The sequence below is a fragment of the Tabrizicola sp. genome (assembly GCF_022842145.1).
Lineage (GTDB): Bacteria > Pseudomonadota > Alphaproteobacteria > Rhodobacterales > Rhodobacteraceae > Tabrizicola.
Map to the genome: position 1 here is coordinate 284990 of NZ_JALHQD010000004.1, position 13837 is coordinate 298826.

Genomic DNA, 13837 nt, shown 5'->3' on the forward strand with positions numbered 1-13837 from the left:
TATGAGAACAATTCAGCAACAAGTCATGGAGGACGCAATGAAAGACGCCATGAAGACCCTGCTCAGCCACACTCCCAAAGGTGCGATGGAGGATCTGGTTGGCGTCGCGTCGCTGTTTGTTCTGCTTTTTGCCGTGCTGTCCGTCCCCGGGCTGCACTGAGGTTTCTGCCCCGCGCTCTGTCCCCCAAGGGTGACGGTCCGCCTCGCCTGGCCTACCGTCCGCCGATTCCAGACGCGCTACTGCCGCCGCCATCCCATAGGATGTGCGGCGGTTTTTTTTATGCGGCTGCCTCGGCCGCCTCCATCGCCTCGCACACGGCTTCCAGCGCCAGAAGGATGGACGCGTGGCGGTTCTTGTAGTCGCGGGCAGGCAGAAGGACCTCGTAGGCCTGGAACGGCGCAGAGGGGACCGGGCCACCCTCTCTCAGCATCGCCCGAAGCGAGTCCCTTGCGGCCTGAAGCTCGGGCAGGGCGCGGCCGATCACAGCCTCGCCCAGCACCGCGGCCGAAGCTTGCCCGAGGGCGCAGGCCTTCACGTCCTGGGCAAATTCAGCGACACGGCCGTCCTTGACCACGACGTCGACGGTCACCGTGGACCCGCAAAGGGGCGAGCGTCTGCGTGCCGTGCCTTGCGGGGCGGGAAGCCGGCCAAGATGCGGGATCTCGGCGGCGAGGCCGAGGATGCGACCCGAGTAGAGTTTGATGAGATCGCTGTCGCTCACTTGGAAGGATTGCCTTCGCGCATGGAAATTCCTTGGCTGACCCCGTATGTAGACCCCGCGACCCCAACTGCCAAGGACAGAGCCATGCCATTCGACCCGGCCACACTAAAGTATGATGCGGCGGGGCTGATCCCCTGCGTGGCGCAGGATGCGGCCTCGGGGGACGTGCTGATGGTCGCGTGGATGAATGCGGCCTCGGTGGCGGCGACGCTGGAGACGGGCAAGGTGACTTACTGGTCGCGGTCGCGGGGGGCGTTCTGGGTGAAGGGAGAGACCTCGGGGCACCATCAAAAGCTGGTCGAGCTGCGGGTAGACTGTGATCGGGACTGCCTGCTGGCGCTGGTCGAGCAGGAAGGGCCGGCCTGTCACACGGGCCGGCGGTCCTGCTTCTATACGGCGGTCCGGGGCGGGGAGGAGGTCGAGATCATGGCGCCTGCCCACGCGTGGACACCCTGACGGGTGCAGCGAAATCAAGGGCTTGGCTGCGGGCGTTAAGGATTCGGTAACCCGACCATGCGGCGGATGTCGGCGGGGGTGGCGCCCTCGGCCCGGTATTTCGACAGCGCCCGAGCGTCGTCGCGCTTTGCCAGGCGCTTGCCCTCCGGATCGCGGATCAGGCGGTGGTGGTGGTAAATGGGCGTCGGCAGACCAAACAGATGCTGCAGGATCACCTGGACTGGCGTGAAGTCGAACAGGTCCTCACCCCGGATCACGTGCGTGACGTGCTGGTCGCCATCGTCGAAGGCCGAGGCAAGGAAATAGGCCACGATGTCCTCGCCTTTGCGGGACAGGACCACATCGCCGATCTGGCGCTGCGCCTGGTCGGAATCGACACGGTGGTGGCCAGCATGGGCAGAGCCGGTCTCGATAAAGGACAGGTCGGCGGCGGCAAGCTGGCGCAGGGCCGCAGCGAGGTTCAGGCGCAGGGCGTCTTCGCGTTGACGGGTCCCCATCCCGCGGTCGCGGCAGGTGCCTGGGTAAACAGCGAAGGCAACGCCTTCCTGCGGGGCGGCTAGGGCAGAGCGGATGTCCGACCGTGTGCAGGAGCAGGGGTAGAGAAGCCCTTTGCCTTCAAGGGTTTCCAGCCGGGCGTTATAATGAACGATATGCTCTGACTGGCGGTGGATCGGGCCGTTCCAGGTCAAGCCCAGCCAGTCCAGGTCTTCCTGGATAAGCGCGTCGTATTCCGGTCTGCAGCGTTCGAGGTCGGTATCCTCCATCCGCAGGAGGAACTGCCCCTCGGCGGCGCGGGCCATGTCATGCGCCAGGATTGCGGAATAGGCGTGGCCCAGGTGCAAGGGGCCGGTCGGACTGGGAGCGAAGCGGGTTACGAAAGCCATTCCGTGAACGCCTGCTTTGCCCGGTCGGTATAGGCCTTGTAGCGGTCCTTGCGGCCCCGGCGGCCGCCCTTCGCATCGATGGGCGGGAAGAGACCGAAGTTCACGTTCATCGGCTGGAAGGTCTTGGCCTCGGCCCCGCCGGTGATGTGTGTCACAAGGGCGCCCATCGCGGTTTCCGAAGGAGGCGGAGAAAGATCGCGCCCGAGTATCTCGTGCGCGGCCATTCGTCCGGCCAGAAGCCCCATCGCGGCGGATTCGACATAGCCTTCGACGCCGGTGATCTGTCCGGCGAAGCGTATATACGGTCGGGATTTCAGGCGCATCTGCGCGTCCAGCAGGGTCGGCGAATTGATGAAGGTGTTGCGGTGGATGCCGCCAAGGCGGGCAAAACTGGCATTCTCCAGTCCCGGAATCATCTTGAAAACAGCGGTTTGCCCGCCGTATTTCATCTTGGTCTGGAAGCCGACGATGTTGTGCAGGGTGCCAAGCTTGTTGTCGCGGCGGAGTTGGACCACGGCATAGGCCTTTTCCTCGGGCTTGTGCGCATTGGTCAGGCCCACTGGCTTCATCGGGCCGTGGCGCAAGGTCTCGCGTCCGCGTTCGGCCATGACCTCGATGGGGAGGCAACCGTCGAAATAGCCTGCGGTCTCGCCCTCGTGGAACTCGGTCTTCTCGGCGGCAAGGAGTGCGTCGATGAAGGCCTCGTACTGGTCCTTCGTCATCGGACAGTTGATGTAGGCCTTTTGCTCATCCTCGGTCTCGCCCTTGTCGTAGCGGCTTTGCAGCCAGGCCACCGACATGTCGATCGTGTCTGTATATACAATAGGTGCGATGGCGTCGAAGAAGGCCAGCGCCTCGGCCCCGGTTGCGGCGCGGATCGATTCGGCCAAAGCGGGGCTGGTCAGAGGTCCGGTGGCAATAATCCAGTTTCCGGATGAAGGAAGTTCGACAACCTCTTCGTAGGACGTAGAAATCAGCGGATGCGACTTCAGCTTTTCCGTCACGGCCGCGGCAAAGGGATCGCGGTCCACGGCCAAGGCCCCACCAGCCGGAAGGCGGTGCTTGTGGGCCATCTCCATGACCAGGCTGCCCGCCGCCCGCATCTCCCAGTGGATCAGCCCGACGGCGTTCTGCTCATGGTCATCCGAGCGGAAGGAGTTCGAGCAGACCATCTCGGCGAAATCGCCGGTCCGGTGCGCGAAGGTAGCGACCTTGGGCCGCATCTCGTGCAGCACAACGGGGACGCCCAGGTTCGCAGCGGCCCATGCGGCTTCGGAGCCTGCCATTCCGCCGCCGATGATGTGAAGAGGTTCGGTCATGGCCCGGATTTAGGCCGGATCGCCGGAAAAGGAAAGCCGGGGGCTGATGCGCCCCCGGCTGAAGTTCAGGCCTTGTCCACGGCAAGCTTGCCGGGGCCATGGGCGAAGATCATCAGGAAGGCACCGGCGATGCCGAGGTTCTTGAAGAACATGATCATCTGCATCTGGTCTGCAGGCGCAAAGTGGTAAAGCAGCCCGGCAAGCACGCAGAAGCCCGCGCCAAGCAGGGCCATCCAGCGGGCCTGGAAACCGATCAGCATCGACAGGCCAAGCAGCACCTCGAAAATGATCGAGGGCCAGGCGAGAAAGGCGGGCAGGCCGCCCGAGGTCAGATAGCCGGCAAAGCCGGCAACATCGCCAAGCTTGCCCAGGCCGGCCGGAATGAACACGGCGGCGAGGAAGAGGCGCGTGATGAGCGGCGCATAGGTCTTGAGCTGTTCCATGAGTATCCCTTGAACGCTTGCTCCGGTCTTTTGCCGGGTCCGGACGTTCTTGCATACCGGCAGAATTGTGCAAATTCCGTGCCGGGGCAGGGGTATTGTGCGCTGATGCGCAGTCAGCTGCACTGCGCAAGGCGCCGGCGCTGGTCAGCGGTGAAGGCGGCCGGATCGGAAACGTCTGCTCCAAGTTCGGCGGCTTTCTGGAAGAAGCCTGGGGCCGGCAGGTGGTCGGGCGACAGACGTTGGCTCAAGACTGCGGCGCGGAAGGGACGGCCTTGGGCGGCGTCTTCCTCCATCAGGGACTCAAGCGCTGCGGTAAGCTCGCCCATGCGCAGGCCCAGGTCCCGCGCCAAGGCGCCGTAGTGCAGCGTTTCGCCCGCAGCCGCGAGGGCTGCGAGCCTGGCTTCAAGCCTCATCACCCTGATCGGCGACGCGGGCGACCGAGACGACTTCTTCATCGGCGGCCACGGAGAAGACCTTGACGCCACCTGCTGACCGGGAGCGGAAGCTTACCTGGTCGACCGGCACCCGGATCGACTGCCCGGTCGAGGTGGCGAGCATGATCTGGTCGGAGGTCTCAACCGGGAAGGAGGCGATGATCCGGCCGCCACGGGGCCCGGGCGAGATCGCCTTGACGCCCATGCCGCCACGGCCCCGGACGGGATAGTCGTGGGAGGAGGAAAGCTTGCCCGAGCCGCCCTTGGTGATGGTCAGGATCAGATCCTCGGCCGCCGACATCTCGGCGTAGCGGTCGGGGGAAAGCTGGCCGGCGGGGACGTGGTCTTCCTCGTCGTCGGTGTCCTCTTCGGTGATCCCGGCCATGAGGCGGCGCTGCTTGAGGTAGGCCTCGCGTTCTTCGGGCGTGGCCTCGAAGTGGCGGATGATCGACATGCTGACCACGTGGTCGTCTGCGCCAAGGCGGATGCCGCGCACGCCGGTGGAGCCGCGGGATTTGAAGACGCGGATCTCGGTGGTGGAGAAGCGGATGGCGCGGCCGGCTTCGGTGACCAGCATGATGTCGTCCTGATCGTCGGCGATCGCGGCGTTGACCAGGGTGATGCCCTCGGGGAGCTTCATCGCGATCTTGCCGTTGCGCATGACGTTGGTGAAGTCGGACAGGTCGTTCTGGCGGACGTCGCCATCGGAGGTGGCGAAGACGATCTGGAGGTTGCCCCAGTCTTCTTCGGGGACGTCGACGGGCATCAGGGCGGCGATGGAGATGCCGGGATCGATCGGCAGGATGTTGACCAGGGCCTTGCCCTTGGCGGTGCGGCCTGCCTGGGGCAGGCGCCAGGTCTTCAGTTTGTACACCATGCCGTCAGTGGTGAAGAACAAGAGCCAAGTATGTGTATTCGCGACGAAAAGCGTGGTGACGACATCGTCGTCCTTGGTCTGCATCGAGGCCAAACCCTTGCCGCCGCGGTTCTGGCTGCGGAATTCGGCCAGCGGGGTCCGCTTGATGTAGCCGCCCGAGGTGATGGTCACGACCATATCCTCGCGCTCAATCAGGTCCTCGTCCTCCATGTCGCCGGACCAGTCCATGATCTCGGTGCGGCGGGGGACGGCGAAGAGGGCTTTGACCTCGCGGAGTTCGTCCGAGATGATCGCCATGATCCGCTCGCGGCTGCCGAGGATGTCGAGGTAGTCCTTGATCTTGGCCGCAAGCTGTTCCAGCTCGTCGGTGATGGTCTTCACACCAAGCTGCGTCAGGCGCTGCAGTTGCAGGTCAAGGATCGCGCGGGCCTGCACTTCGGACAGGTTGTAGGTCCCGTCGTCGTTGATCGGGTGCGTCGGGTCGTCGATCAGGCGGATATAGGGCGCGATCTCGTGGGCTGGCCAGCGCCGCGTCATCAGTTGCTCGCGCGCGTCGGCCGGGGTGGCCGAGGCGCGGATGGTGGCGACGACTTCATCGACATTCGACACGGCGACGGCCAGACCGCAGAGGACATGGCTGCGTTCGCGCGCCTTGCGGAGTTCATAGGCAGTGCGGCGGGCGACAACTTCCTCGCGGAAGGTAATGAAATAGCTCAGGAAATCGCGCAGCGTCAGCTGTTCCGGGCGGCCCCCGTTCAGCGCCAGCATGTTGCAGCCGAAGCTGACCTGCATGGCCGAAAAACGGAAGAGCTGGTTCAGAACCACGTCCGGTGTCGCGTCGCGCTTCAGTTCGATCACCACGCGCACGCCGATCCGGTCGGATTCGTCGGCGATGTTGGCGATCCCCTCGACCCGTTTATCGCGGACCAGTTCGGCGATCTTTTCGATCATCGTGGCTTTGTTGACCTGATAGGGGATCTCATCGATGATGATCCCCCAGCGGTCCTTGCGGAGTTCCTCGATGTGGGTCTTGGCGCGGATGATGACGCTGCCACGCCCCTCCAGATAGGCCTTCCGCGCGCCGGAGCGACCAAGGATCTGCCCGCCCGTGGGAAAGTCAGGGGCCGGAATGATTTCCATCAGCTGTTCCATGCTGATGTCAGGGTTTTCGATCAGCGCCAGTGTGCCGTCGATCACTTCGCCAAGGTTGTGCGGCGGGATGTTCGTCGCCATGCCGACGGCGATGCCGCCCGCGCCGTTGACCAGCATGTTCGGGAAGCGGGCAGGAAGGACCGTGGGCTCCTTGTCCTTGCCGTCGTAGTTGTCCTGAAAATCGACGGTTTCCTTGTCGATGTCGGCCAGAAGGAAAGCGGCGGGCTTGTCCATCCGGACTTCGGTGTAGCGCATGGCCGCGGCGTTATCGCCGTCCATCGAACCGAAGTTGCCCTGGCCGTCGAGAAGCGGCAGCGACATGGAAAACGGCTGGGCCATGCGGACGAGCGCGTCGTAGATCGCCGAGTCGCCGTGGGGGTGGTATTTCCCCATCGTGTCGCCCACGGGGCGGGCCGACTTGCGGTAGGCCTTGTCGTGGGTGTTGCCCGATTCCTGCATGGCGAACAGGATGCGGCGGTGGACGGGTTTCAGCCCGTCGCGCAGATCGGGGATCGCGCGGGAAACGATCACGCTCATCGCGTAGTCGAGGTAGGCGGTCTTCATCTCGGCGGCGATATCGACCTGGGGGCCGTGCCAAGTGGGACGCTCCGGCGCTTCTTCTTTTTTATCAGTGTCTTCCGGGGTATCGGCCATGAGGGCGCGCGCCTTCCTTGCGGGATCAAGATTTAGCAGGAGGAAGGATACACCATCCTAGCTATGGGGTGCAATGGCGCGCTGCGGTCCATTGGCAGCCGTTGAAAGAGAGTGACAACACACTGTTTTCATTGATTTTTAGCCTAGGCCTGTCATGATTCCGTCACGGACCATCAGAAAGGACGGAAAGCAATGGTCGGACAAGAGACGGAACTGATGCTGAAGGGCTATGGGCTGACCACGGCTGAGCTTTACTACCGGATGCCGGATTATCGCAGTGTTCTCAACAGCTTCATCTGGCAGGAGTATGATCTGGCGCCGGATTATCCGAAGCTTTTCCAGTTCATCGAGTTCTGGCAGGAAAAGATTGAAGGACCGCTGCATTCGGTGCGCTTCACCCACCGTAAGCTGATCTCGCCGGGTGAGTGGCGGAATGTCGTGGGCGAGTTCTACTTGCATTGAACGGAAACAGTCGCACGGTCGCGGGCTGGTTGTTTCCAGTTGTGGAAAAGATAGCCAGAAACAATCGCCGGATATGAACGGTGTTTGTATCCACAGCAGTTACAGTGTAGCTACAGGATGTATATACGCTCAGATTCCCTTCGGCGGATCAACTGCTTGGCGCAATCGGTCACTTGGAACGCGTCGGACGGTCGAAAACCTTCTTGCCCATCAGGGACCCTACCAGATCCACCATGAGCCGGGCCGTCATCCCGCGGTCGTCGAGAAACGGGTTCAGCTCTACAAGGTCCAGCGAGGTCACGAGACCGCTTTCGTGGAGCAGTTCCATCACCAGATGCGCCTCGCGGAAGGTGGCGCCGCCCGGAACGGTGGTTCCGACGGCGGGGGCAATCGAAGGGTCCAGGAAGTCGACGTCCAGGCTGACATGCAGCATCCCGCCTTCGCGCCGCACGAGGTCCAGGAACTCGCGCAGGGGGGCGACCAAGCCACGCTCATCGATCACCCGCATGTCGTTGATGAAGATGTCGCGCTCCAGCATTGCGGCCTGCTCCTCGGGGTCGACCGAGCGGATGCCGAACATGCAGATCCGACGGGCCGGGACCGGGGCCGGGAAGGGCGGGAAGGCGTCGAACCCGTCGCGGCCCGCGATATAGGCCAGGGGCGTGCCATGCAGGTTGCCCGAGGTGGTGGTCAGCGGCGTGTGGAAATCGGAATGTGCGTCGAGCCACAGCAGGAACAGGGGTCGCCCCTGCCGCGCGGCAAAGGCGGCGGCCCCGGCGGCGGACCCAAGGGCCAGCGAATGATCGCCGCCCATGATGATCGGAAAGCCGCCCTGGGAAAGCGCATCATCGACGCGGTCCATCAGGATCTCGGCCCAGGCGACGGTTTCGGGTAGATCGTGCACGACGGGATTGCCGCAGGTGACCGGTTTCAGCTCGGGAAGGACAAGGTCGCCCCAATCCTCGACCCCGTGGCCTTCGGCGCTGACTTCCCGGGCGATCCCGGCGACGCGGTAGGCGGCGGGGCCCATCAGGCAGCCGGGGCGCTTCTGGCCAGAGTCGATGGGCGCGCCGATCAGGATCGTCTTGGGCATGGGGGTCTCCATTCTGGTCGGGCGCTTTGGTCCGGTGTAGCGGGGCCGGACTGCCGGTGGCAACGGACAATTCGGCGGGATCGGCGGGGATGCGCGGGCACAGTGGAGCCTTGGCGCGGCGAAGGGGCGCAGGGCTTTCCCCCGGAGGCCACAGCGCCTATCATTGGGGATAACCACGGGAGAGGCTGATGATCGTCGAGCTTGGGCATTTCGCGCTGATCCTGGCGCTGATGGTGGCGCTGGTGCAGTCCACGCTGCCCTTGTGGGGCGCGCACCGGGGCGACGCGCGGCTGATGGCGCTGGCGGGACCGGCGGCGCTGGTGCAGATGGCGCTGGTCGCGGGGTCCTTTGCGGCGCTGACCTGGGCCTTCGTGGTGTCCGACTTCTCGCTGGCGGTCGTGGTGTCGAACTCGCACACGCTGAAGCCGATGCTGTACAAGGTGTCGGGCGTCTGGGGGAACCACGAGGGCTCCCTGCTTTTGTGGGTGCTGATCCTGGCGGTCTACGGGGCGGCGGTGGCGTGGTTCGGGGACAACCTGCCCGACCGGCTGAAAGCGCGGGTGCTGGCGGTGCAGGGGATGATCGGGGTGGCGTTCCTATTGTTCCTTTTGCTCACCTCGAACCCGTTCTGGCGTTTGGCGCTACCGCCCTTGGACGGGCAAGACCTGAACCCGCTGCTGCAAGACCCCGGTTTGGCGTTCCATCCGCCGTTCCTGTATCTGGGCTATGTCGGGCTTTCGATGGCGTTCAGCTTCGCCGTGGCCGCCCTGATCGAGGGCCGCGTCGATGCCGCCTGGGGCCGCTGGGTGCGGCCCTGGACGCTGGCGGCCTGGGTCTTCCTGACCATCGGTATCGCGCTGGGGTCCTGGTGGGCCTACTATGAGCTGGGCTGGGGCGGGTTCTGGTTCTGGGACCCGGTGGAAAACGCGAGCTTCATGCCTTGGCTCCTTGCGGCGGCCTTGTTGCATTCGTCCATCGTCGTGGAGAAGCGCGAAAGTCTGAAGGCCTGGACGATCCTTCTGGCGATCATGGCCTTCGGGTTCAGCCTGATCGGGACCTTCATCGTGCGGTCGGGGGTTATCACCTCGGTCCACGCCTTTGCCAACGACCCCGAGCGGGGGGTGTTCATCCTGATGATCCTCGCCTTCTTCACCGGAGGTGCGCTGATCCTCTTTGCGCTGCGGGCCGGGTCGATGGAGGCGCGGGGGGTGTTCAGTCTGGTCAGTCGCGAAAGCGCGTTGGTGGCGAACAACATCCTGCTGACGGTCGCTGCGTTTGTTGTGTTCATCGGGACAATCTGGCCGCTGGTTGGGTCAATGTTGCTGGGTCGTGACCTGTCGGTGGGCGAGCCTTTCTTCAACGCGGCCTTCTCGCCCTTCATGGTGGCGCTGGCGCTGGTCCTGCCTCCGGGAGCGATGCTGGCCTGGAAGCGGGGCGACATCGGGCGCAGCTTGCGCGGGCTGATCCCGGTGATGGTGCTTGCGGTGGCGCTTGGGGCGCTGGCCTTTGCGATGCAGACCGGGCGCACGGCGCTGGGGCCGGTGGGCCTGATGCTGGGCGCCTGGGTCGGCTTCGGCGCGATGGCAGACATCTGGGCGCGGACCGGGCGCGAAGGCGTCGGGGCACGCTTTGCCCGCCTGTTCCGCTTGCCGCGGGCGGACTGGGGCAAGGCCACGGCGCACTTCGGCCTTGGCGTCACGATCTTCGCCGTCTCGGCAATGATGTCGTGGAAGATCGAGGACATCCGCATTCTGCAGGAAGGCGAGACCTTCCCGCTGGGGCGCTATGAGGTGCGGCTGGACAAGGTCGAAGAGGTGCAGGGGCCGAACTATACCTCCACCATGGGCTGGATGACGGTGACGCGCGGCGGCGCAGTGGTGGCGGTGCTGAACCCCGAAAAGCGGATTTATCCGGTAGCGCAGATGCCGACCACGGAGGCCGCGATCGACTATGGCTTCCTGCGCGACATCTATCTGGTGCTGGGCGACCGCCAACAGTCCGGCGGCTGGGCTGTGCGCAGCTACATCGAGCCTTTCGCCAACTGGCTGTGGGCCGGATGCATCCTGATGGCGCTTGGCGGGCTTCTCAGCCTGTCGGACCGCCGCTATCGGGTGGCCGCGGGCGCGCGGAAGGTCCCGGCCGGAGTGCCGGCGGAATGATCGCCTTCCTCAAGCGGTGGTGGGCAGATTGCCCACCCTACGCCCTTGCCCTTTTCCTGGCGGTGACCCCGGCCTGGGCGGTGCAGCCCGACGAGATGCTGACCGACCCGGTGCTGGAATCCCGCGCCCGCGAGATCAGCCGCGACATCCGCTGCCCGGTCTGCCAGGGAGAGACCATCGATGACAGCAACGCTCCCATCAGCCGGGACCTGCGACTGATCATCCGTGAAAGGCTGGTCGCAGGCGACAGCGATGCCGAGGTTGTCGACTACATCGTTGCGCGCTACGGCGAGGGCGTGCTGTTCAACCCGCCGGCCGAGGGGGCGAACCTGGTCCTCTGGCTTGCGGGTCCGGCGCTGCTTCTGGCCGGTATTGCCGTCGCCCTGGCAGCGGGACGCAGGCGGGTTGCGCCGGACGTCGTGCTGACCACCGAGGAAGAGAGCCGGTTGAAGGAAATCCTCAAGGAGTAGGGTGGGCGATCCCGCCCACCCAGCGCTTGTCGCGCCCGTGACGCCGCGTAGGGCTTGGCCTTCACGCCAGTCCCGCTAGTCTGGCCGCAAAGCTTGGGAGGCGGCACAGATGGCGGGATTGGTGACGGTGAAGGTCGAGGGTGGCGTGCATCACATCACGCTCAACCGCCCCGAGGTGATGAACGCGCTGAACCGCGAGATGCGGCTGGAACTGCTTGCTGCCCTGCAGGCGGGCCACGGCGCGCGCGTCATCGTGCTGACCGGGGCAGGGCGCGGCTTCTGCTCGGGTCAGGACCTCACTGATGCCGAGGGGCTGGAAGCCGCCGGGTTCGAGGCGATCCTGAACGACGAATACGTCCCGATGATCCGCGCGATCACCGAGGCCCCGGTGCCGGTCATCGCAGCGGTGAACGGGGCGGCCGTGGGGGCAGGGGCAAACCTCGCGCTGGCCTGCGACCTGGTGATCGCCGCTGAAGGCGCGGTCTTCCTGCAGGCTTTCACCCGGATCGGCCTGATCCCGGACGCGGGCGGGACCAGCTTTCTGCCGCGCCGGGTGGGTCTGCAACGCGCCATGGGAGCGGCCTTGCTGGCCGAGCCGGTCAGTGCCGCACAGGCGGTGGACTGGGGCATGATCTGGGAGGCGGTCCCCGATGACCGCTTTGCCGAGGTGGTGGCCGCGCGGGCGACGAAGCTGGCCAGTGGTCCCACCGGGGCCTATGCCGCCCTGAAGCAGGCCTTGCGCGGGGCTTTCGACCAATCTCTGGAAGCGCAGCTGGAGGTCGAGGCCCGGCTGCAGGGCCGCTGCGGGGCGAGCGCCGACTTCCGGGAGGGTGTTGCCGCCTTCCTGTCCAAGCGCTCGGCGGTCTTTCAGGGGCGGTAGGGAACCGCAACCCGCCGGCCGCGTTGTCGCCTTCGGTGTTCAGCAGGGGTGGCGGCGATGTGGAACCAGGCGTTGACGGCGCTTCTGGATCTGGGCATGCGGACCGGACGGTTGAGGCTGACCTTCGCGGACGGCACGCGCCGGGAGTTCGGTCCGGGCGGGCCGCCGGAAACCGAGGTCACGCTGCACGACCCCGACTGGCCGCGGAAGTTTCTGTTGAACCCGGACCTTGCGATGGGCGAGGCCTATATGGATGGCAGGCTTACCCTTCGCGACGATGATGTTCGCAGTCTGCTGACCTTCGCCCTGCGTAATGTCCGGGGGCGCCGCCTGCCCGCACCCCTGCCGCAACTTGGTGCCTTGTGGAGCCGGGCGAAATCCTGGGCGATCTGGAACCACATGGGCGTCGCCCGCAGGAACGTGGCGCATCACTATGACATCTCCCCCGACCTCTACGACCTTTTTCTGGGCGAGACCAAGCAATACACCTGCGCCTATTTCCGCCGCCCGGACATGACGCTGGACGAGGCGCAGGCGGCAAAGATGGCGCATATCGGGGGCAAGCTTCTGCTTCGGCCCGGAATGCGGGTTCTGGACATCGGCTGCGGCTTCGGAACGCTGGCCCTGGCGCTGGCGCGCGACCACGGGGTCGAGGTGACGGGCATCACCCTGTCCGAGGTCCAGCTGTCCAAGGCAGAGGCGCGCGCCCGTGAGGCCGGTCTTGCCGGGCAGGTGACCTTCCGGCTGCAGGATTACCGCGATGTGACCGAGACCTATGACCGTGTCGTCTCGGTCGGGATGATGGAGCATGTGGGTCTGCCGCACCTGCGGACCTATTTCCAGAAGGTCGCCGACCTGATGCCGCAGGAGGGGGTGGCGCTGATCCATTACATCGGGCGCTGGTCCACGCCGGGCACGATCTCGCCCTGGTTCGACAAGTACATCTTTCCCGGCGCCTATTGCCCGACGATCTCCGAGGCGATGCGGGTGGTGGAGAAGACCGGGATGATCCTGTCGGATCTGGAGGTCTGGCGCGGGCATTATGAACGGACGCTGCAGGAGTGGCTGAAGCGGTTCGACGCCAATATCGACCGGGTCCGACAGATGCACGACGACCGCTTCATCCGGATGTGGCGCTACTACCTGCAATCAGCCGAGATGGGCTTTGCCGAGGGCTATATGGTGATCCACCAGCTGCAACTGACCAAGGCGCGCGGCACCGTGCCGATGACGCGCGACTACCTGTATCCGGCGCGGAACAGCTAGGCGCCGCGCTTCAGCCCTGCGACACCGGTGCGGGCGATCTCGACCAGGCCCAGCGGGCGCATGAGGTCGGCGAAGGCGTCGATCTTCTCGGGCGTGCCGGTCATCTCGAAGACGAAGCTTTCCAGCGTGGAATCGACGACATTGGCCCGGAAGATCTCGGCCAGGCGCAGGGCTTCGATCCGGTGATCGCCGTGGCCCTTGACCTTGACCAGCGCAAGTTCGCGCTGGACCGACGGACCCTCGGCGGTGAGGTCCTGGACCTCATGCACCGGGACCATGCGCTTCAGCTGCGCCTCGATCTGGTCGATCACGGCGGGGGTGCCGCGGGTGACGATGGTGATGCGGCTGCGGTGGCCGGTGTGGTCGACCTCGGCCACGGTCAGGCTGTCGATGTTGTAGCCGCGGCCGGAGAAGAGGCCGATGACCCGCGCGAGGACGCCGGGCTCGTTCTCGACGATGACGGCGAGGGTGTGGGATTCCTCGACCTCGGAGAGCGCGGAGCGCAGGTCATAGGCGGAATGGCTGGTCGAGCCCTTCTTGATGTTCAGTGCGGACATGGGTCCTAC

At 65.1% G+C, this 13837-nt stretch carries 15 protein-coding genes; 7 read left to right on the plus strand and 8 right to left on the minus strand.

From position 1 onward, the window contains the following. The first annotated feature begins 37 nt into the window (after positions 1-37). Entirely contained in the window at positions 38-160 is a 123-nt protein-coding gene (locus Q0C42_RS12450) for a hypothetical protein (protein WP_295076065.1), read from the plus strand. Between the two features lie 118 nt (positions 161-278). Here Q0C42_RS12450 and Q0C42_RS12455 read toward each other — a convergent pair whose 3' ends face one another. After that, complete coding sequence (locus Q0C42_RS12455; RefSeq protein ID WP_295076068.1) at positions 279-722, minus strand: iron-sulfur cluster assembly scaffold protein; 444 nt, start codon at positions 720-722, stop codon at positions 279-281. Positions 723-806: 84 nt separating this feature from the next. Here Q0C42_RS12455 and hisI point away from each other — a divergent pair, with 84 nt between their 5' ends. Next, entirely contained in the window at positions 807-1178 is a 372-nt protein-coding gene (hisI, locus tag Q0C42_RS12460) for a phosphoribosyl-AMP cyclohydrolase (RefSeq protein WP_295076071.1), read from the plus strand. A 35-nt stretch (positions 1179-1213) separates the two neighbouring features. Here the strand turns inward: hisI and gluQRS are convergent, their stop codons facing one another. The 5 genes from gluQRS to gyrA all read right to left on the minus strand — a co-directional run bounded on the left by gluQRS (position 1214) and on the right by gyrA (position 6941). Further along, entirely contained in the window at positions 1214-2062 is an 849-nt protein-coding gene (gene gluQRS / locus Q0C42_RS12465; protein ID WP_295076074.1) for a tRNA glutamyl-Q(34) synthetase GluQRS, read from the minus strand. Continuing rightward, positions 2050-3381 carry a methylenetetrahydrofolate--tRNA-(uracil(54)-C(5))-methyltransferase (FADH(2)-oxidizing) TrmFO gene (gene trmFO, locus Q0C42_RS12470; RefSeq protein WP_295076077.1) on the minus strand — a complete coding sequence of 444 codons (1332 nt, stop codon included), beginning with the start codon at positions 3379-3381 and terminating at the stop codon, positions 2050-2052. Before trmFO ends, gluQRS begins: the two co-directional genes overlap by 13 nt. A gap of 65 nt (positions 3382-3446) precedes the next feature. Continuing rightward, positions 3447-3824 carry a DoxX family protein gene (locus Q0C42_RS12475; RefSeq protein WP_295076080.1) on the minus strand — a complete coding sequence of 126 codons (378 nt, stop codon included), beginning with the start codon at positions 3822-3824 and terminating at the stop codon, positions 3447-3449. A 113-nt stretch (positions 3825-3937) separates the two neighbouring features. After that, positions 3938-4237, minus strand: a complete 300-nt coding sequence (locus Q0C42_RS12480; protein WP_295076083.1) for a hypothetical protein — start codon at positions 4235-4237, stop codon at positions 3938-3940. Further along, a complete protein-coding gene (gene gyrA / locus Q0C42_RS12485) occupies positions 4227-6941 on the minus strand; it encodes a DNA gyrase subunit A (RefSeq protein WP_295076086.1) in 2715 nt (904 codons plus the stop codon). Before gyrA ends, Q0C42_RS12480 begins: the two co-directional genes overlap by 11 nt. 192 nt (positions 6942-7133) lie before the next feature. Between gyrA and Q0C42_RS12490 the strand changes: the two genes are divergently transcribed. After that, on the plus strand, positions 7134-7403 hold the full coding sequence (locus Q0C42_RS12490; RefSeq protein WP_295076090.1) for an usg protein: 270 nt from the start codon (positions 7134-7136) through the stop codon (positions 7401-7403). A gap of 169 nt (positions 7404-7572) precedes the next feature. On the opposite strand, the gene rocF is transcribed toward Q0C42_RS12490, so the two are convergent. Further along, positions 7573-8496: an arginase gene (rocF, locus tag Q0C42_RS12495; protein ID WP_295076093.1), complete on the minus strand. Its 924-nt coding sequence runs from the start codon at positions 8494-8496 to the stop codon at positions 7573-7575. 188 nt (positions 8497-8684) lie between these two features. Between rocF and Q0C42_RS12500 the strand changes: the two genes are divergently transcribed. From Q0C42_RS12500 to Q0C42_RS12515, 4 genes are all read left to right on the plus strand, one after another. Further along, the gene (locus Q0C42_RS12500; RefSeq protein WP_295076096.1) at positions 8685-10655 is read left to right on the plus strand and encodes a heme lyase CcmF/NrfE family subunit; all 1971 of its coding nucleotides are present in this window, start codon (positions 8685-8687) and stop codon (positions 10653-10655) included. After that, positions 10652-11125 carry a cytochrome c-type biogenesis protein gene (locus tag Q0C42_RS12505; RefSeq protein ID WP_295076099.1) on the plus strand — a complete coding sequence of 158 codons (474 nt, stop codon included), beginning with the start codon at positions 10652-10654 and terminating at the stop codon, positions 11123-11125. Before Q0C42_RS12500 ends, Q0C42_RS12505 begins: the two co-directional genes overlap by 4 nt. A gap of 109 nt (positions 11126-11234) precedes the next feature. Further along, on the plus strand, positions 11235-12005 hold the full coding sequence (locus Q0C42_RS12510; RefSeq protein WP_295076102.1) for an enoyl-CoA hydratase-related protein: 771 nt from the start codon (positions 11235-11237) through the stop codon (positions 12003-12005). Positions 12006-12062: 57 nt separating this feature from the next. Next, positions 12063-13271 carry a cyclopropane-fatty-acyl-phospholipid synthase family protein gene (locus tag Q0C42_RS12515; RefSeq protein ID WP_295076106.1) on the plus strand — a complete coding sequence of 403 codons (1209 nt, stop codon included), beginning with the start codon at positions 12063-12065 and terminating at the stop codon, positions 13269-13271. Here Q0C42_RS12515 and ilvN read toward each other — a convergent pair. Further along, complete coding sequence (gene ilvN / locus Q0C42_RS12520; RefSeq protein WP_295076109.1) at positions 13268-13828, minus strand: acetolactate synthase small subunit; 561 nt, start codon at positions 13826-13828, stop codon at positions 13268-13270. The genes Q0C42_RS12515 and ilvN overlap by 4 nt on opposite strands. Between the last annotated feature and the right edge of the window lie 9 nt (positions 13829-13837).

Coding starts and splice junctions, on each gene's coding strand:
- Q0C42_RS12450 (WP_295076065.1), top strand. CDS start 38: ATGAAAGACGCCATGAAGACCCTGCTCAGCCACACTCCCAAAGGTGCG.
- hisI (WP_295076071.1), top strand. CDS start 807: ATGCCATTCGACCCGGCCACACTAAAGTATGATGCGGCGGGGCTGATC.
- gluQRS (WP_295076074.1), bottom strand. CDS start 2,062: ATGGCTTTCGTAACCCGCTTCGCTCCCAGTCCGACCGGCCCCTTGCAC.
- trmFO (WP_295076077.1), bottom strand. CDS start 3,381: ATGACCGAACCTCTTCACATCATCGGCGGCGGAATGGCAGGCTCCGAA.
- Q0C42_RS12475 (WP_295076080.1), bottom strand. CDS start 3,824: ATGGAACAGCTCAAGACCTATGCGCCGCTCATCACGCGCCTCTTCCTC.
- Q0C42_RS12480 (WP_295076083.1), bottom strand. CDS start 4,237: ATGAGGCTTGAAGCCAGGCTCGCAGCCCTCGCGGCTGCGGGCGAAACG.
- gyrA (WP_295076086.1), bottom strand. CDS start 6,941: ATGGCCGATACCCCGGAAGACACTGATAAAAAAGAAGAAGCGCCGGAG.
- Q0C42_RS12490 (WP_295076090.1), top strand. CDS start 7,134: ATGGTCGGACAAGAGACGGAACTGATGCTGAAGGGCTATGGGCTGACC.
- rocF (WP_295076093.1), bottom strand. CDS start 8,496: ATGCCCAAGACGATCCTGATCGGCGCGCCCATCGACTCTGGCCAGAAG.
- Q0C42_RS12500 (WP_295076096.1), top strand. CDS start 8,685: ATGATCGTCGAGCTTGGGCATTTCGCGCTGATCCTGGCGCTGATGGTG.
- Q0C42_RS12505 (WP_295076099.1), top strand. CDS start 10,652: ATGATCGCCTTCCTCAAGCGGTGGTGGGCAGATTGCCCACCCTACGCC.
- Q0C42_RS12510 (WP_295076102.1), top strand. CDS start 11,235: ATGGCGGGATTGGTGACGGTGAAGGTCGAGGGTGGCGTGCATCACATC.
- Q0C42_RS12515 (WP_295076106.1), top strand. CDS start 12,063: ATGTGGAACCAGGCGTTGACGGCGCTTCTGGATCTGGGCATGCGGACC.
- ilvN (WP_295076109.1), bottom strand. CDS start 13,828: ATGTCCGCACTGAACATCAAGAAGGGCTCGACCAGCCATTCCGCCTAT.